Below are 18,528 nucleotides of genomic sequence, written 5' to 3'. Positions count from 1 at the left end.
CTATTTCCGGCTTTGCTGATTAAGGATTCCCTCATTATTTTTGTAGCGTTCTGTTGCTTCTTTTAAGATTTCTTCGCCGCCCTTTTGCTTATATTCCTCGATGACTTTTGGGAAATCACTAATCGGTTCTTTGCCATAAATCATTTTGACCATATGGTCTATGATCAGTTTTGGTGCCTGATCGGGACGTTTGGAGGCTAGATCAGGGAATTTGCTGAAAGACTCCAGATCAGGTACAAATCCGATGCCCCCTAAGCCTTCTTTACTCAGAGTTTCATCCAATGCTTTCAAAACATCTTTACCACCCGTAAGCAGCTCAGTTCGTTCGCGGTTGATTGTTCCGTCCCCTACCCAGCGCAGCTGTGTGCGGAATTTCTCTTCATCTTGGGCAGCCTTGTTCTCTGGCAGCTTATAATCAACTTTTCCGTCTTTTACCGTGTAATTCTCGCCTTCAATCCCAAAGCTATAGAAATTACTGGCTTCCGGGGTCTGCATCCATTCAAACATTTGGACAATCCGGGCAGCCTTTTCTTTACTGACCTTATTGTTGATATACAGTGAGGTATTGACCGAACTATACAAACCGTATCCTTTTTGTCCATGGTCACCGGTTGGCGACGAGATAATATCCACTTTCGCTCCCGGATTGGACGCGGCGATCTGGGTCCGGAAATCCAGGAGATTCTGCGCATTAGCTGTCCAAATCCCTGCATTGCCTGCAGCAATATTTTCACCATACTGTGCCGTTTGAATTGTCGCAAAATCCTTCTGAATGAGGCCTTCGTCATACATCGTCTTGTATACGTTCAGTGCTTTTTCCATATTCTCGGAATTATAAAATTTGGGTACGATCTCTCCATTATCCTCTGTAAACTGATAGCCAAGCGCGTCATATGCACCAAATGCGATATCAGCATACTTGAAGTTCTCACGCATCTGATAAGGAGCGCTCACACCGAGTTTCTTAAAAGCGCGCAGCACATTCAAGAAATCCTCAATCGTCACAGGTACCGGAAGGCCTGTTTTCTCCAATAAATCAGTTCGGATAAAAGTGGCACGTCGAGACGGATTGCTGAGCCAAGTCGGAATGCCATATATTTTTCCATCGTAGCTGACTTCATCCCATGCTTCCTGCGGGACAACCTTCATCAGGTTGGGCGCATTCTCCTTCAGCAGATCATCCAGCGGCATAAAAACACCAGCCTGAACCGACCCAGCCATCGATTTATCCGTAGCCCCTCCGACATTTTGTACGACATCCGGAATATCACCGCCGGCGAACATAACAGCCATTTTGGAATCAAAGTCCTTCAAAGGAATTAACTTAATGTCTAAATCGACATTCGCCCGTTTCTCTAACTCCTTGACCCACTTATCGGTGTTAATGTCTTTAGAACTTTCCGTGTAAGCGTTTCCGCTTGTGTTTAACGAAATACTAAATTTAAGCGGTTTTGATTCGCCTGCTGCATCGACATTACCGTCCGATGTTTCATTGCTTCCGCATCCTGCGACGAGACTTGAGACAAGCGCCGTGGATAGGATCAGACTAACCCATTTTTTCATCTGGATAATCCCCCTTATTAGTATAAAAAGGTATTTGGTTTACCTGTACCCATCATAAAGCTGTATCAACAGCACTCCCATGGGGTGGATTATTGTGGGATGTGTTTTTTTGTGATCGGTTATCGTTTTAAAAAAAGGCCATCCCCAAAAGTCCGCGGCTCGGACCTCAGGACAGCCTTTTGATCCTCGTTCTCTTCGGCGAGTAACGCCTATGCGTTAAGCACTTGATGTTCCTTCCTTCCGGAAATCGGCATTCTCATGATCATGCGTGTTCCGCATTCTGGACTGCTTTCTACGTCAACGCCGAATTCTTCTCCGAAGACAAGCTGAATCCGGCGATGAACATTTTGCACACCGATGCCGCCTGGGCTTCCTTTCCCTTCCTCCACATCGGCGAGTCGATTTTCGCTCAGTTTGAGGCGAAGTTCTTCAAGCCGCTCCGGGGTCATCCCGCTGCCATTATCCGTAATGCTGACCCAGAAGATATCGCCATCCTCTCCAGCATCAATCGTAATTGTGTGATAATCTTCAACACCATAACGAAAGGCGTGCTGGAACACATTTTCCACAAGTGGCTGTAAGGTCAAGCGAACCATTTTGCGCAGAAGCATTTCAGGCTTTATCCGCACATCGATTTCAAACGGCCTTCCGATCCGGTGATTGATAATGACCATATAATGGATGACATGCTTCAGCTCATTTGCTACGGTTATCTCTTCAAGATTGGTGCGCACCGAATAATGCAGCATGTAGGACAGGGCTCCGACGATTTCTGATATTTCATCTGAATCCTGAATTACTGCATAGCAGACCACCGTTTCGAGCGTATTGTATAAAAAATGAGGGTTGATTTGCAGCTGTAAGGATTGGAATTCGGCCTTCTGCCGCTCAGCTTCCATTTCCTTGTTCTTCAGTTCTGACTGATACACGGTGTCCACAAGCTCTGACAGGCGGGTTACCATCAGATTGTAACGAACGATAAGCCCAGTGACCTCATCCTGGCTTTTCGGAAGGGAGATTAATTCCCAATTTCCTTTTTCGGTCTGGCTCATTCCTTTCATCAGTATACGGATGGGTGTAGTAACGGACTTACCAAATCGGCTTGCCAGAAACAGCGCTATCATAAATGTCAAAATCGCGACAACAATAATATAATTCCGGATGGTAATTAGCGGCTTTTGCAGCTGAGTGTCTGGGATGGATACAACCAGATGCCAACCGGAATATTCCGCATTACGGCTGATATAAGATTTTTCCACGCCCTCTGCCGAACTGCGGAACATCGCCTCTCCTGCTTGCTCAATTTGCTTGCCAAGACTATCGGGAATCAACGTCCCTACTTTGTTTTGATCGTTATGATATTGAATCCTGCCTTCGCCATCTACAATAAAAAAATAGCTTTCGGGACCAAGATCGATTCCTTTCCATAACGTAGAGAGTTCCTCCGCTTTGACTTCGATGCCTACGAATCCTTTCATCTCTGGTGACTGAAGACCGCGAATGCTGCGGATTAAGGTCAACATCGGCGTTTGATCCCCACGGATACTGTAATTGATTACATTCAACTGTCCACTGACATCTGTATGTTCTTTGAAATACCGGATCTGTCTAGCGGTGTCTTCCTGTGTAAAAGATGGCGCTGAACCGCCATTATAATAATAAAGCGCATTCCCGGAATACCCGATAATATATAGGGCTTCAATCTCGGGATTGCGAATCCATACAGGTTCAACAATAGCATCGCGAATATCGGTCGTGTAGCGGTAATTTTCATATTCCTCACGATCTGCTGATAGATCAATATATCTTTTAACTCTCAAATCCGTTAGTAGCGCCACGGTCGACCGTTGATAGGATGAAATATAGAGATTGGTATGATGAACTGCATTATTTACGATCTGAATCATTTGGTTTTCAGTGCTTGACTGCAATTGCTTGGCAGAAATGCTGTAAAAGGAAATCCCCAGCGCTGACAGGGAAAGTAAGATGACAATGGTAAAATAAAATAGCAGCTTCCGGCTGAGGGTTGCTCTCATTATTCAATGCCAAACGAAGCACGGTATTCCGAAGGTGACACACCCACGAGATTTTTAAATGTCTTCGTAAAATGAGGATAATCCTCGTAACCTACATGAATCGAGATGTCACTGATTGTCATGGTGGGTACGGCAAGAAGTCTGCGCGCTTCCTCCATTCGTCTCCGGATCCGATAGTGTACGAAGGTTTCCCCCGTCATTTTTTTGAATAATGCGCTGAAGTAGGTGCGGGCAAGTCCCACCCGTTTGGCTACTTCTTCTAACGACACATCCTCAGCCAGATGTTTATCAATGAAAGCTTTTGCTTCTTCAACCGGGTCCTTATAGTTGCCTTTTCGAGTAAGCTGCAGCTCCGCAAGTATACCGTTTATTATCGCGACAAATGCTAACATCGTTTCTTTTTTCGTATTGGCGGCTTTCACATCTCCACAGCACCGGGACGGAGGCTTCCAGCCTCGGCGTTCCAAGCGATCTACGATCATTTGCAGACAATCATTCAGCACTGCATCCATGCTAAAGACGTTCAATCCTTCAAATAAACCCGACGTTTCTCTTTCATCAAGCAGACGGTTTGTCTCATCACGTTGCAGCAGCCAGATGTGTTGTTCCAGCTGTTCGGCCCAATCCACGTATTTATGAACAGGAATAATGCTGCCTGTCATGCCGGATATCAGTTCTCTCAGCATATCATGCACATCCTGCTGGAGAACCGGCTTCAGTAAATACCGTTTAACGCCATAGGCCATTGCTCGTTGTGCATATTGAAAGTCATTGTACCCGGAAATGACTGCCACCTGGACATGACTGTAATCACGGTGAATTCGTTCACATAAATCAAGGCCATCCATCCGCTTCATGCGCAAATCTGTCAGCACTAAATGCGGTTCTAGCTTTTGGATCGTTTCTAAGGCTGCTTCGCCGTCGTCGGCTGTATAAATCGCGGTGAATGAGACCGGATAACGCTGGACCATCTTCACCAATCCTTTTTGAATGACAGGCTCATCTTCTACAATCAATACTCGCACTTGTATCAAATCCCTTCCGGAATGGAATCAGAATCAGTTGTCTTGTGGTATGAAATTGATTTGAAGTTGCGATTATTGGCAACGCTTCCATTTTTGAGTTTGGATTATATCTTACCATATTTTGATAAGCAGATGTCTGTTTCTTTTAAAGGATGATGCAAGCTGATTGATTTAAGACTTAATAGATCCGATTAACATCCCTTTGATAAAATACTTTTGCAGAAACGGATACACGATAATAATCGGTATGACGGAGACGACAATAACTGCCATTTGCACACCTGCCGGAGATACTTCATTTACGTTTTCTAATAAGCTGCCCGCTTGCCCAAGGTCGTTACTCAGTACGATTTCCCGAAGCCGCAGCTGAAGTGGATAAAGCGCTCGTGTATTGATAAAATACAACGCCGATGAATAAGAATTCCAATGGGATACCGCGTAAAACAAGCCCATAGTTGCCATAACTGGTTTGGACAAAGGAAGGATGACGCTCCACATCGTGCGCAGCTCTCCCGCTCCATCCATTCGCGCGCTATCTATCAGCTCAGTAGGCAGGGCTGAGAAAAAAGAACGCATGATGAACAGGTTATATGCACTGATGGCCGATGGGATGATTAATACCCATAAAGAGTCGATCAAGTGCAAGTTTTTGATGACCATATAGTTCGGTATGAGCGGAGCGTGAAATATCATCGTAATTAGGATTAAAATCAGAACTCCTTTGCGCATCGAATATTCGGATCTGGATAAAGGATAGGCCAGTGATGCAGTTAAAATCAGATTAATAAGCGTTCCGACAACGGTAATAAATATACTTACCATGAAAGCTCTCCAGATGGAGGTATCCCCAAGAATAACTTGATAATTCATGAGCGTCCAATCTACAGGGAATAGCTTAACCTCGCCTGCATTAATGGCATGAGTGCTGCTAAATGATTTGGCGAGCACATGCAGCAGAGGGAAGACCATCAAGCACCCGACCAGCATCAGAAACATATAGTTGAAAACGTCAAATAGGCGACCTTTATTTTTCATTTACTCTTCGACTCCTTTCTAGTAAAGTCCATCCCCTGATGCTTTTTTACTAAGCGTATTCCCGATCATGACTAGCAACAGTCCGACGACCGATTTAAAGAGGCCTATAGCTGTTGTATAGCTGTATTGCTGATCAATAAGACCCACTCGGTATATATAAGTATCGAGAATATCTCCATTGGTCTCATTAAGCGAATTGATAAATACAAACACTCGCTCAAAGCCAAAATCAAGGAAGTTACCGATATGAAGCAGGAACATAATCATGATAGTAGGCAAGATCGTCGGGATCGTTATAGATAAGGTTTGTTTCCAACGATTTGCTCCGTCAATCCGAGCCGCTTCGTACAGCTCAGGATTCACAGCAGCGAGTGCGGCTAAATAAACAATAGTTCCCCATCCACTGTCTTTCCATATGCCTGTTCCAACCAGGATGGTACGAATATACGAGTCCTCGCCCAGAAAATAAACGGAGTCGAGCCCAAAAGTATTTAAGATCTGGTTCACGATACCTGTCGTTGGGGACAAAATGCCAATCATAATCCCCCCAATAATGACCCATGAGAGAAAATGGGGCAAATAAACGACGGTCTGCAAAATCCGTTTATAGAAAGCTTTTCTCACTTCATTAAGAAGGAGGGCGAATATTATGGGAACCGGAAACGCAAAGACCATATCATATAGGCCGATCAGGATAGTATTTTCAAGAATTCTCAAAAACTCTGGATAGGTGAACATCCGCCGGAACTGATCAAGGCCAACCCACGGACTGCCTGTAAAACCTTTGAATATGTTGTAGTTTTGAAAGGCCATGATGGAACCCGCCAAGGGTAAGTATTTAAATACGATAAAAAAAATAATGCCTGGAAGTGAAATGAGATATAGCGCCTTATATTTGCGCAAATTGTTCATTCGTCTTTGGAATGGGGAAAGATCTGGCCTGCTCGCTGGCAATGCGGCTGGCACTTGTTGTGGCATAATTATCGCTCCTTTGGTTGCAGTTTGGATTTTGTTGTATGGCTAATGTTAATCCAATATCCAGGTCTTCAAAATGGAGATTTTTCGGCTTGCCTGTGTTTTATTACGATTGACTATTGTGCACGAATCTTGCGGGACTTCCCTGCAACTGAAGAAAAAGTATATTCAAATCCCTGACCATCGCTAATAAGAGATTGTTCTGGCAGATCGAGCGGAACGGCAGACCAAATTCGATATTCAGCGGTAACCGTAGAGTGAATCGTCGCTTCATCCAGCTTTCCTTGGCTCCAAGAAAGATCAACGGTAAAACCACCTCTTGCTCTCATCCCCCTTATGCTGCCTGAAGACCACTCCTTAGGAAGGGCAGGTAATAGTCGAAGTTCTCCTCGGTGGGATTGCAGCAGCATTTCTGCTACCCCTGCTGCTCCACCAAAATTGCCGTCTATTTGAAAGGGTGGATGGCAGTCTAAAAGATTCGAATACGTGGAGGAGGCTAACAGTTTAATTAAATGCTCATAGGCTTCCGCACCCATACCGAGACGGGCATAAAAGTTGACGATCCATGCCCTGCTCCAGCCGGTATGACCTCCACCTCCGTCAAGGCGGCGTTCAAGAGTTCGCCGGGCTGCTGCGGCAAGATCAGGGGTGTGCCTCATGTCAATCTGTTCCCCCGGATGTAATGCGAACAACTGAGAAATATGCCGGTGACCTGCGTCTTGCTCTTCGTAGTCAAACAGCCATTCCTTAATCTGTCCATGACTGCCCACACTCGGCTGTGGAATGTGTTCAAGCGTCTCATGTAGTTCAGAGAGAAACATTGTATCTTCTTCTCCGATAATTAATGCCGCTTCTGAACAGGCGGATAGCAATGTATATGCGATTTGCAAATCCATGGATGGTCCCATACAGAGGCTGCCGTTGCTTCCGTCCGAAAGTAGGAAGCGGTTTTCCGGGGAGACAGAAGGCCCAGTAATTCGTAAGCCACCTTCCTCTACCATGTAATCAAGCAGAAAAATCGCTGCTTCCTTCATCACTGGATAGGCCCTTTCCTTGAGAAAAGAAAGGTTCAGTCCAAACCGGTAGTGTTCCCACAAATGAAGGCATAACCAAGCAGCACCCATTGGCCAGACCGTGCAGGTAATTAGGATGCCTTCTGGTCGGGTTTCCGCCCATAAGTTAGTGTTATGATGAGCAACAAAACCGCGACAGCCATACATTTCTTTTGCCGTTTCTTGACCGTTCAACTGCATCCGTTCGATCAGATCAAACAGCGGTTCATGGCATTCAGCCATATTTAGGACTTCGGCAGGCCAGTAATTCATCTGGAGGTTAATATTAATTGTATATTTTGATTCCCATGGCGGGGTAAAGCTATCATTCCATATGCCTTGCAGATTAGCAGGCAACGTACCTGGTCGAGAACTGGAAAGCAGTAAGTAGCGCCCATACTGTACATATAGTGCAACTAGTCCTGGATCACCAGACTCATTGGGATTGCTTCTTTCATCTTTTGCTTGCTGTAACCGCTGTAATCGCTTATCGGTAGGAAGCTCAGCGTACAGGTCTCCACCCCTAGTTAAATCGATTGAAAATCGAGCAAACCGGGACTTGTATTCCTCCTTATGCTGCTTTATTAGAGTTGCAAAAGACTGAGCCGTAGCTTGATCCAATTGCTCTAGACAGGCTTTTTCAGGTTGATCTACGCGAAAGGTACTCTGCGCTGCCAGCATAAGGGTGACGGAGTCTGCCCCCTCAATAGAGATGTAATCCCCGATGAGCCTCTGGCGGCCCCCTTGTTGAACTGCCCTTAGTGCTGTGCAAAAGCGAACGCCATCCGCTCCGCATTCCCCATTCATTAGAACTGTGTTTGCAGGACCAGTGCTACAGCCGGTATCGAACGGACGACGCATAAGATTCGCAGCCAACGTGATCTTGCCAAGTCTGTCAGCTGTCAATCGGACTAGCAATACACCGTCCGGTTCACTTATAAAATATTGCCTGTAATAGCGAACCCCGCCACAACGGTACGATACCGTAACGACCGCTTGCTCCAAGTCGAGCTCCCGCTCGTATTTTTCTATAACCTCACTGGAATCCAGAAACTTTAAAATCAAATCTCCAAGTGGCTGGTACGGCTGCTCATATTTTGGTGAAGCAGTCATAGCCATTCGTGCCAAATGTTCTGCCTCCGCCTGCCTGCCGTCTTTCAGCATTTGCCGAATCTCTGTTAAATATGGCTGAGCTGCAGGATTAGCTGCACGTCCAGGGCCGCCGTACCAAATTGAATCTTCGTTAAGCTGGATTTTATCTTGGCCGATCATACCGGACACCATTGCCCCGAGGCGCCCATTTCCTATGGGAAGAGCCTCATTCCAATTTGACGCCGGGCTTGTATACCATAATCGAAGACGTTCTGATTCCTGCTTGGTTGCCGGTAATGCTACCTCTTGTTTCGCTCGTCTTCTTTCACTCAACTCTTGTTCACCTGGCCTTTCCTATTTTCAGTTCATATCATTCGTCAGTAACTCCACTTCCTATGCTACTCTTGATCCTGATGTCTCTCCATGGCATAGATTGTTAGGGGTTGTGTTTTTTTATGATCCAAACTAAAAAGGATGCGGAAAATTCCGCACCCTACTGTAAATTATTTTTTAATATTATTGAGCGCATTTCGACCTAAACGTTCCATCAGCTGCTGCTTGTAGAGACTATTAATGACGACATGTTGACCGCAACTGCACCAATATCCATCTTCACGGGGCCGGGAATCATAATCGTTAGGAAGCAGTCCGGGTATCTTGCTACCAACATGGCCAATGGCGTAGTTTTGAGCGGTTGGTGGCCGCTGTAAAGTGAGCTCTCCTTGTGTATTCCAAGTCACATAATTCGCACCTGCCCAGCCATGTCCGCTGCCTAACCACGCCCTATCCCGAATAGAGATGGGAGCTTTGATATTATCGAACAGGCCTCCGACTGACCAGCGATGATGAGGTTCACTGGTGTTATAATTTTTAACAGCTTCTCCATCCAGAAATACATTCGGCCCCGGTACCCAGCTATCGACGGTGAACGCATGCCGCGCCGTCTCTGTATAAATACGTTGAGCGAGATTTAGCTGGCCCATCTGATGTATGACATAACGGCGACCCCCAGTAACCACACTGATCATATCGTACATTTGACAGTCCTGAACCGTAATCCATTTGGAACAACGCTTCATTTGAACGAGAGAATAGGACAGATGGTAACCTCTCACCTCTCTAACCCAGCCATTCTTCACACTGTTGAACACGACGAAACGTTCAGCATGTTTTTCGTCCGCATAATAAGAATCTGTTGTATCGTTATCCATCTTAATATCTATAATACTTGGGTCAAAATCGGACTCTACCCTCATTTTCTCTACCCCCACCTGCTGAATGCGGGCATGGTCTGTATATTTATAGATCTCTCCGCCGCCCCACTGACTTTCGATAGCATTCGCCAATGGGGCATCGACCATAATCGTATTACCTACAATAGCAGTGATGACTCGGTCAAAATCCAGATTGAACGGTGACCATTGGGTTACGGTTCCACCCGGGCGCTTATAGATGTTATCCATACCAATTTCGTGAATCCAGTTTTTATTACCTATTCTGCGGACTATGATCTGATCGCCTACATTGTAAGCACCCCCGTCTTCTACATGGAAAGAACGCGAGCCTGAGGGCACATACAAATCTGAAATCATCTGCTTCGAGTTGCTGTCCAGCATAAGATCTGCATTTTCACCAATTTCAATTAGATTTCGCAGTTTCGCTCCGGTACCATAGAGAATAGTGCCCTCTTTGTCCTGACCTTCACCGCGAAGGACGATCCCGCTTGCTTTAATGAACAACGTGCCTCCGACTTCATATCTGCCTTTTTTCAAAAGGACTGCCCCGCGGAATCCGTTCTTATCGAGCGGGAGCATAGCCAACTGGTCAATTGCCACCTGAATACGGTCCGTCGCGTCTCCGTCCAAGGGTAGAACGGTCGACTTAACGGGAATATTCGGGATCTCAACACCACCACCCCTATAACCCGCATTAGAAAAGTCCAAGATCCGATTACCTCGATAATCACCGATATACATCATCATTCCATCGTTACCAAGGAAAGCGATTGTGCTCTGTCCCGCGGGGATGCTCTTTGGATCCAGCACGGTAAAATAATATGAGTCATACTGAGGAGCTTTTCCGTCCTGCTTGAGGGTCATTCGCAGTTCATAAGTACCCAGTAGATCAGCCGTGCCTAACGGTGTCCATTCCATTAACGAGTCTTTAACCATAGGAGTCTCAGGCAACTCAGTCACCAGTTTCGTTCTATCAAAAATCAATTCACCGGCAACCCTTCCGTTAACACACGGTGTGAAGGAAACCGTCGGGTACACCTGACTTGGATTGAGGATGGCTGGTTGGCCAATTTCAGTATTCATGTGCGTATGCTTCAATGTGGAATTAATAATAAAGAGTTCATCTCCTTTTCTATATTCACTCTCACATATCGGATACATATTACCTTGGCTTAAGAAGAATTAACATGTCATTTTTATCGATTGGAATGTGTTTTCTTATTCACCTATTTATGCAAACCCTTGCACCCGCATGGTGCTGAGCAACGATTAAGCCAAACTAAAGACAAGTTTCTAAAGGCACTAAATGGTAGATGAAAGTTTAGCTTAGGTAAAAAAAGGCGCGATCCCCAAGGGTATCACGCTTTTTATCTAGCTTAGATTTCCTATAACTGGGTGTGGCACATAAGGCTCTTCCAGACTCGCTATTTCACTTGGCTCCAGCTTCACTGATACCGCTGCAACGGCGTCCTCCAGATGATTTGCTTTGGTTGCACCAATGATAGGCGATGTTACTTGCTCTTTTTGCAGAACCCAAGCAAGCGCTACTTGGGCACGTGGAATCCCGCGCTTTGCCGCAATTTCGGCAACTACCTCAACAACCTTGCGGTCAGCCTCAGCCATTTTTGCATAAAATGCCTTTCCGACTTCGTCTACCTCTGAACGAGCTGTTTGTTCATTCCAATCACGGGTTAGTCGACCTTTAGCAAGCGGACTCCATGGGATCACACCGATTCCTTCTTCCCGGCAAAGAGGCAACATTTCCCGTTCTTCTTCCCTGTAGAGTAGATTCAAGTAATTTTGCATAGAGACAAATTTAGTCCAACCGTTACGCTCAGCAACATGCTGTGCCTGCAAGAACTGCCAAGCATACATAGAGGACGCTCCAATATATCTAACTTTACCTGCCTTTACTATGTCATGAAGGGCCTCCATGGTCTCTTCGATAGGAGTGTCATTATCCCAACGATGGATCTGGTATAGGTCCACATAATCTGTGCCCAGCCGTTTTAGACTGTTGTCTATTTCGGTCATGATCGCTTTGCGTGAAAGTCCTGCTCCATTTGGTCCCTGATGCATCCGGAAAAACACCTTTGTAGCAATAACTACCTCATCGCGGCGAGCGAATTCTTTTAAGGCACGTCCGACAATTTCTTCGCTTGTTCCGTCAGAGTATACATTAGCCGTATCAAAGAAGTTGATGCCAAGCTCCAGTGCTCTTTTAATAAAGGGTCTGCTCTGCTCCTCATTTAGCGACCACGGAGCCATTCCACGTTCAGGTACTCCGTAACTCATACAACCAAGACAAATTCTAGATACGTCCAAACCAGTACGACCAAGTTTTGTATATTCCATTAGTTTGTGTCTCCTTTAGATTTTGGGTTTGTTTACTCCTAAACTGCGGCGAATTTCCATATCTGGTGACTCGGCCAATTTAACAACTAATGCAGCCACACTTTTTCGCGACACTTCTCTCCCTTTAAAAGGTTCACCTTTCTGAGTTGTTTCGTAGTCTATCTCGTCTTTATAGGTAAACCATCCAGGTCTCAGAATTGTATAGTTAAGATTTGAAGCTTCAATAATTTCTGCAGATTTACGATATGGATCCAATATACTGCTGTACTTCTCTCCTGGAACTTCATCGTAAATGCCCATTGAGCTGATAAAAATCAAACGTTTAAGACCAGTGGTGTTCATTGCTTCAACGATAGTCTTAGACATTTTCTCCAAATTACCTGCCAGATTAGCATAAACAACATCTTGCCCGATCATCGCTTCTTTTAATTGCTCACTATCCAACACATCTCCTTCAACTACTCGAGCACGGCTGGATGTTATATGGCTTAATCTGTCCGAGTTACGGAGATAAAGTGTTAAGCGGGCATCGGTTTCGTTCAAAAACAAATCAATCGCATGTCGTGCAATTCCGCCATTAGCTCCTATGATCAAAACATTGCTCAATTTCAAAACCCCTTTCTTAGTTCTAATTATGCGATAAATGAAGGGAACGCCGTTATCTCAATTATCTTAAATGATTGCCTATTCCTCTCACTATCACTAACACAAAAGATGTTTTTACTTTATAATTGAATAAGAACAAAACATTAGGAGGAGCACATGTCTAAAGAATTACTAGAGCGGAAAGAAGAACTCGCCAGATTGATTGAACATCATTCGAGCCAGGATGGAGTATATGAGACCGCTATCCCCTCATTGTTTGTGATTCGTAACTCCAATGTGACCGAGCCAGTATACAGAGTATACAAACCTTCTTTATGTTTCATTGCGCAGGGAACAAAGGAGATCTTATTGGCCAAGGAGCGTTTTGAGTATGGTCCCGCAAATTATCTAATATCATCAATGAATTTACCCGTAATCGGTCAGATTATAAAAGCTTCTCCCAACGCACCCTATTTAAGCTTTAAGCTAGAATTCACGCAGAGTCAGATTTTGAAAGTACTAAATGATTCCGAATTTAAACTCGCTCCGAAAGAAAATGCTAAGCGCGCTATGTATGTCGGGCAGATAGAGTTACCACTATTGGATGCGATCCTGAGATTGGTACGTTTGCTGGATGATCCCAAGGACATTCCGTTTTTGGCTCCGATTTATACTGATGAAATTCTATACCGGCTTCTGCAGGGACCCTATGGAGTTACACTCGCTCAAATTGCGATGGAAGGTAGCAGCACCTACCGCATTCGGGAGGCCATCGAACAGATTATCGAGAACTGTGATAAACCTTTGCGGATTGAAGAGCTTGCTGAAACAGCCAGTATGAGTATTTCTTCGTTCCATAGACACTTCAAAGAGGTAACTGCCATGAGTCCTATTCAGTTTCAAAAGCATCTGCGCTTACAGGAAGCTCGCCGCCTTTTATTATCTGAATCAGCGGATGCAGCGGATGTCGCGTTCCGAGTTGGCTATGAAAGTGCATCACAATTCAGCCGCGAATATTCTCGGATGTTTGGTTCACCACCTAGAGCAGACATCAAGCGTTTGAAGGAAGATATGCTCATTGGATAAAAGCGAACGTGTTCGTCATTCACAATATGGAACTATCAGCTTAACACCAACTTGTATGGGTAACCTTTGCGCACAGGCTGATTCTATCGGGCTGGTCCTATCAGGTTTATCCTATCTGCTGATCACTATCGGACCCACGGGACCTTAAACGTAGTATTATCTCACATTTGGGATGCTAAAGGACCGCATAGCCGCTATTGGCTCAAAAAACACTCAATATGAATCTATTTCGAAGTAATAGCTGCATTGGGGTCCGAAACTATGCTTAAAAAGTGATAAATACGCAAATAACGTCCTCTGAGTCCTTAAGCCCAAGAGGTTGATAAATACAAGCTGAGGGAGACAACCAACGACGACAAAAAAACAACGATATCCAAACAACAACAACAACAACCAAAAAACACAAAGCAGCGATTCATCCATACTTGGAGAATCGCTGCTTTGTATTTTTCACAAGCTAACACTGCTTTTTCTGACGATCACGTAGCCGACCGCCTTTTATTTCTTTTGATAGCTAAACCAATCATAATAAGCAGTTGTTCCATAAGGAGAGTAGTTATACATGCCGAAGAATACTCCAGTAAATCCGCCTGCGACTTCAGTAGATATCAAGTGTGTCTCGGCTTCGCCAAGCAGATGCCATATTTGATCCACACCTCGATAGTAAAATATATATTTTTCAGGTAATGCCTGGATTCTCAATTCTACCCCTGTACCTTCGAAAGCCGAAGAATATGCCACATCACTAATGCTCCCTACCTGTCTGCGCAGCGTAATAACATTTTCACCTTCCATCTGCGTTAGTCCAATTGCGTAGTGATACTTCTGATCCATAAAAACTACAAGACCAGCTTCGTCACCCTCAAGAGGGCTAAATTCCATTTTGGTGGTAATTTCACAATTCAAATGCCGCTGTCTACAGCCAATAAAAGCAGGCGTACCCTTCTCATTTAATCTCACATCTGATCCACGTAAAGCTAGCCACCCTCCCCGTTCCTGCAATGACCAATCCACCTTATTAGCATTACGTATGAAATTCCAGCTCATTCTTAGGTCAGATTGATCAAAATCGTCGGTTTCAGGCTCTTCTTCCCACGGCATTGGTGAAGGCAGGTCAGCTTCCATTTCTAAACCAACCACTCCGTTATCACCAATCATTGGCCACCCCTCCTCCGTCCACTGAACCGGAGCCAAATATGTCTCTCTGCCAAGATGATGACGGTAAGGATAACCTACTGGTCGAATCCCCAGAAATACCGCCCACCAGCTACCATCCTGAGCTTCAATTAAATCGGCATGCCCTGTAGCTTGAATGGGGTAATCTGAACTTCGATGTGTCAAAATGGGATTGTGAGGAGACGATTCATAAGGCCCATATGGCGATCTACTTCTTGCAATAGTCTCCATATGTCCATATTCTGTCCCACCTTCCGCACACATCAAATAGTAGTAATCGTTTATTTTGTAAAGATGTGGACCCTCAGGGAATTTCCCTCCGCTACCAGTCCAGATCAAGCGTGTATCGCTAAGCTTTTGACCCGTTTCAATATCAATCTCACATTGGTAGATCCCCATCCCTTGCTCGGAGCCTGTGCTTGTGAAATAAACCTTTCCATCGTCAAAAAACAAGGAGGGATCAATGCCTTCCTGCTCCACATAAAGTGGATTCGACCATTCGCCTGCCGGGTCATCCGCCCAAACGTAAAAATGACCTCCGCTATCCTGATTTGTCGTAACCATATAAAAACGACCGTTATAATAACGAAGAGTCGGCGCCCAAACACCTCCGGACACCACGGATTCATCAAATTGAAGCTGATTCTCACGAGTCAAACAGTACCCAAGCTGCTTCCAATGCACCAAATCCTTGCTGTGCCAAATGGGTATTCCCGGAGAATAGGCAAATGAACTGTTTACCAGATAATAATCCTCGTCTACTCTGCAAATGCTTGGATCTGGATAAAACCCCGGGATAATCGGATTGTTATATTTCATGTAGTATTCTCCTTCTCTATCTTAATCACTGAAACCTATGTCAAGGATTATACTGCTTCAACTGGATAGAAAGCCTTGATTATTCGGTCCTAAAATAGCATGATATAGACATTCATCTAGACAAGCTTTTGGAGGGTAACGAGTTGAGTGAATTTTATTTAAAATGGTTTACATCTGATCGTCAATTTCCATTTTTTATTCAATACGGCTATCATGACGAAGACACCGATCTACATAGACATGCGGACTTTTCAGAGCTCGTAATTGTATTGAGTGGCACAGCTACACATATTGTTAATACTGAGGAGTCTTTTATCAAAAAGGGAAATGTGTTTGTAATTAATGGTTCGACCCCGCATGCTTTTAAAGATCCTCAGGATTTCAAGATCTGCAATGTTATGTTTCAGCCTGAATTGCTATCGACAGCTGGGGCAGATTTGCGGACATCCAACGGCTTTCAAGCCTTATTTGTGTTGGAACCCCTGTATCGCCATAAACATTCCTACACAAGCAAACTCAGCTTGCCGATTCCTAACCTGGAGTATGTCTCTTTTCTCATTGCGGGCATGATTGAAGAATATCACAACAAGCTACAGGGTTATCAGACCATGCTGGGCTCCAAGTTTATGGAACTGGTCGTCTATTTGTCCAGACAATATGACCCACAGGAAAAAGGGATTCAGGGGAACCATCTGATGCATTTGGCGAATGCACTCTCATATATGGAAGATCGTTATCTTGAGCCGTTAACACTGGATCAGATCGCCAAACATTCGGACATATCAGTCAGACACTTAAACCGGATCTTTCGCTCCTACTATCAGACAACCCCGATCGCTTATCTTCATCGTTTACGTCTGGAACGGGCTTGCGGGTTATTAAAGCATTCTAATCTCAGTATCACCCAAATCTCACATGAATGCGGGTTTAGTGATAGTAATTATTTTACTCGCCAATTCACTAAAATCTATGGGATGTCACCCAAGGTCTATAGGAACAAGCTTTGAGGGTAAAAAAAGAACACCAGGCAGCGATTCTCCTATTATTGGAAAATCACTCCCTGGTGTTTTTGAATCAATGCGCATTACCTGATCAGATTATGGGCAAGTGAATATAAACAGACTAATGGTCGCTAATCGCTTTTAACAAACCTTGAACTTGAGGCGATCGGAAGTTCCTCTCCGCATTCATGTAGCTCTACGTTTTAATGGAATCTGGGAGATAACTGCATTCTATACACTTATTCCGTACGCAGAAAGAACCTTCATACTTTAACTGCACTTTATACAACTAAAAACATCCAAACCTACCTAATGGGTAGAAAATCAAGGAAATAGATGTACGAAGTACACTTATATCCACGAGCTGAGTGATTTGAAGGAATATAGCTGTACAAAATACAGTTAAACGTTGGTAAACATCGCTGACTTCGGCTCTACGGGATTATCCTCCCCCATTGATTTTTTATTAATTAAAACCAACGATGGAATGAGGTACATAAGGCTCCTCTAAAAACGCAATTTCTTCAGAGGTTAAAGTAATGGATAACGCACCTACGGCATCTTCGAGATGCGATGTTTTTGTAGCCCCGATGATAGGTGCTGTAACAGGTTCTTTTTGAAGCAACCAAGCAAGAGCGATATGAATCCGTTGAACACCGTGTTTTTCGGCGATTGTCGCAACTCGCTCCACGACTAATTGATCGGTATCGGCAGTTCCATCATATTTAGATTTTTGAATCTGATCAGTTTCTGAACGATGAGTTGATACCGCCCAGTCTCGCGTAAGTCTTCCTGATGCAAGGGGACTATAGGGAATAACACCAATATTCTCTTCCTTACAAAGCGGCAACATCTCTCGTTCTTCTTCACGATAGATAAGATTGAGATGATTTTGCATAGATACAAATCGGGTCCAACCGTTTTTCTCCGCTACATATAACGCTTTTTGAAACTGCCAAGCATACATTGCTGAGGCACCTATGTATCTTGCCTTACCAGCCTTCACTACATCATGAAGAGCTTCCATCGTTTCTTCGATAGGTGTGTGATAATCCCAGCGATGAATCTGATATAGATCTACATAATCTGTTCCCAATCTCTTGAGACTCTTATCAATCTCACTCATAATTGCTTTCCGGGATAATCCTGCTCCGTTCGGACCTTCATGCATACGGTTAAAGACCTTAGTTGCTAAAACAATCTCGTCTCGATTGGCATAATCCTTAAGCGCTCGTCCAACGATTTCTTCACTTGTTCCATCGGAGTATACATTCGCTGTATCAAAAAAATTAATACCCAGGTCAAGCGCTTTTTTTATGATAACACGGCTCTGCTTCTCATCAAGCACCCATTGATGGATCCAACGTTCGGCAACGCCAAAGCTCATACAACCTAAACACAGTTGGGATACGTCCAGCCCCGTTTTTCCAAGTTTTGTATATTTCATTTATCTCGAATCCACACTTTCCAATTAAATTGTAATATCTTAATGC

The 18,528-nt window shown here is 44.5% G+C and carries 14 protein-coding genes; 3 read left to right on the top strand and 11 right to left on the bottom strand.

The features are described 5' to 3' along the window. From MHB37_RS15790 to MHB37_RS15750, 9 genes are all read right to left on the bottom strand, one after another. Window positions 1-1,563 (bottom strand): extracellular solute-binding protein, encoded by a 1,563-nt coding sequence (locus MHB37_RS15790; RefSeq protein ID WP_076278459.1) that lies wholly within the window; start codon window positions 1,561-1,563, stop codon window positions 1-3. 209 nt (window positions 1,564-1,772) lie between these two features. Next, window positions 1,773-3,599, bottom strand: coding sequence for a sensor histidine kinase (locus MHB37_RS15785; protein WP_076125645.1), 1,827 nt, complete (start codon window positions 3,597-3,599; stop codon window positions 1,773-1,775). Next, on the bottom strand, window positions 3,599-4,624 hold the full coding sequence (locus MHB37_RS15780; RefSeq protein WP_076276512.1) for a response regulator: 1,026 nt from the start codon (window positions 4,622-4,624) through the stop codon (window positions 3,599-3,601). The genes MHB37_RS15785 and MHB37_RS15780 overlap by 1 nt, the downstream gene beginning before the upstream one ends. A gap of 171 nt (window positions 4,625-4,795) precedes the next feature. Further along, entirely contained in the window at window positions 4,796-5,659 is an 864-nt protein-coding gene (locus tag MHB37_RS15775; RefSeq protein WP_076184580.1) for a carbohydrate ABC transporter permease, read from the bottom strand. Between the two features lie 18 nt (window positions 5,660-5,677). Continuing rightward, a complete protein-coding gene (locus MHB37_RS15770) occupies window positions 5,678-6,571 on the bottom strand; it encodes an ABC transporter permease (RefSeq protein ID WP_405169606.1) in 894 nt (297 codons plus the stop codon). A 179-nt stretch (window positions 6,572-6,750) separates the two neighbouring features. Continuing rightward, a complete protein-coding gene (locus MHB37_RS15765) occupies window positions 6,751-9,111 on the bottom strand; it encodes a glycosyl hydrolase family 95 catalytic domain-containing protein (protein ID WP_405169565.1) in 2,361 nt (786 codons plus the stop codon). Window positions 9,112-9,281: 170 nt separating this feature from the next. Beyond that, on the bottom strand, window positions 9,282-11,096 hold the full coding sequence (locus tag MHB37_RS15760; protein WP_405169564.1) for a hypothetical protein: 1,815 nt from the start codon (window positions 11,094-11,096) through the stop codon (window positions 9,282-9,284). Between the two features lie 288 nt (window positions 11,097-11,384). Further along, window positions 11,385-12,368 (bottom strand): aldo/keto reductase, encoded by a 984-nt coding sequence (locus MHB37_RS15755; protein ID WP_076125654.1) that lies wholly within the window; start codon window positions 12,366-12,368, stop codon window positions 11,385-11,387. 15 nt (window positions 12,369-12,383) lie between these two features. Then, window positions 12,384-12,974: an SDR family oxidoreductase gene (locus tag MHB37_RS15750; RefSeq protein WP_076125657.1), complete on the bottom strand. Its 591-nt coding sequence runs from the start codon at window positions 12,972-12,974 to the stop codon at window positions 12,384-12,386. Between the two features lie 156 nt (window positions 12,975-13,130). On the opposite strand from MHB37_RS15750, the gene MHB37_RS15745 reads away from it, so the two are divergent. Together MHB37_RS15745 and MHB37_RS15740 are read left to right on the top strand one after the other, a co-directional pair. Next, a complete protein-coding gene (locus MHB37_RS15745) occupies window positions 13,131-14,039 on the top strand; it encodes an AraC family transcriptional regulator (protein ID WP_076184576.1) in 909 nt (302 codons plus the stop codon). Continuing rightward, on the top strand, window positions 14,032-14,187 hold the full coding sequence (locus MHB37_RS15740; protein WP_179087429.1) for a hypothetical protein: 156 nt from the start codon (window positions 14,032-14,034) through the stop codon (window positions 14,185-14,187). The genes MHB37_RS15745 and MHB37_RS15740 overlap by 8 nt, the downstream gene beginning before the upstream one ends. 350 nt (window positions 14,188-14,537) lie before the next feature. On the opposite strand, the gene MHB37_RS15735 is transcribed toward MHB37_RS15740, so the two are convergent. Further along, window positions 14,538-16,034 (bottom strand): glycoside hydrolase family 43 protein, encoded by a 1,497-nt coding sequence (locus tag MHB37_RS15735; RefSeq protein ID WP_339282094.1) that lies wholly within the window; start codon window positions 16,032-16,034, stop codon window positions 14,538-14,540. Between the two features lie 143 nt (window positions 16,035-16,177). Here MHB37_RS15735 and MHB37_RS15730 point away from each other — a divergent pair, with 143 nt between their 5' ends. After that, the gene (locus tag MHB37_RS15730) at window positions 16,178-17,041 is read left to right on the top strand and encodes an AraC family transcriptional regulator (RefSeq protein WP_076217573.1); all 864 of its coding nucleotides are present in this window, start codon (window positions 16,178-16,180) and stop codon (window positions 17,039-17,041) included. Window positions 17,042-17,501: 460 nt separating this feature from the next. Here MHB37_RS15730 and MHB37_RS15725 read toward each other — a convergent pair whose 3' ends face one another. After that, window positions 17,502-18,482: an aldo/keto reductase gene (locus MHB37_RS15725; protein ID WP_076125870.1), complete on the bottom strand. Its 981-nt coding sequence runs from the start codon at window positions 18,480-18,482 to the stop codon at window positions 17,502-17,504. Between the last annotated feature and the right edge of the window lie 46 nt (window positions 18,483-18,528).

This window comes from Paenibacillus sp. FSL H3-0286, assembly GCF_045040705.1.
Taxonomy (GTDB): domain Bacteria; phylum Bacillota; class Bacilli; order Paenibacillales; family Paenibacillaceae; genus Paenibacillus_AQ; species Paenibacillus_AQ odorifer.
Note: the sequence above shows the minus strand (reverse complement) of the source record. Positions and strands in the feature narration are given on the sequence as shown.

Excerpts from the sequence above, each read along its gene's own strand:
- MHB37_RS15790 (WP_076278459.1), bottom strand. The coding sequence starts at position 1,563 with ATGAAAAAATGGGTTAGTCTGATCCTATCCACGGCGCTTGTCTCAAGT.
- MHB37_RS15785 (WP_076125645.1), bottom strand. The coding sequence starts at position 3,599 with ATGAGAGCAACCCTCAGCCGGAAGCTGCTATTTTATTTTACCATTGTC.
- MHB37_RS15775 (WP_076184580.1), bottom strand. The coding sequence starts at position 5,659 with ATGAAAAATAAAGGTCGCCTATTTGACGTTTTCAACTATATGTTTCTG.
- MHB37_RS15770 (WP_405169606.1), bottom strand. The coding sequence starts at position 6,571 with ATGAACAATTTGCGCAAATATAAGGCGCTATATCTCATTTCACTTCCA.
- MHB37_RS15760 (WP_405169564.1), bottom strand. The coding sequence starts at position 11,096 with ATGAATACTGAAATTGGCCAACCAGCCATCCTCAATCCAAGTCAGGTG.
- MHB37_RS15755 (WP_076125654.1), bottom strand. The coding sequence starts at position 12,368 with ATGGAATATACAAAACTTGGTCGTACTGGTTTGGACGTATCTAGAATT.
- MHB37_RS15745 (WP_076184576.1), top strand. The coding sequence starts at position 13,131 with ATGTCTAAAGAATTACTAGAGCGGAAAGAAGAACTCGCCAGATTGATT.
- MHB37_RS15735 (WP_339282094.1), bottom strand. The coding sequence starts at position 16,034 with ATGAAATATAACAATCCGATTATCCCGGGGTTTTATCCAGATCCAAGC.
- MHB37_RS15725 (WP_076125870.1), bottom strand. The coding sequence starts at position 18,482 with ATGAAATATACAAAACTTGGAAAAACGGGGCTGGACGTATCCCAACTG.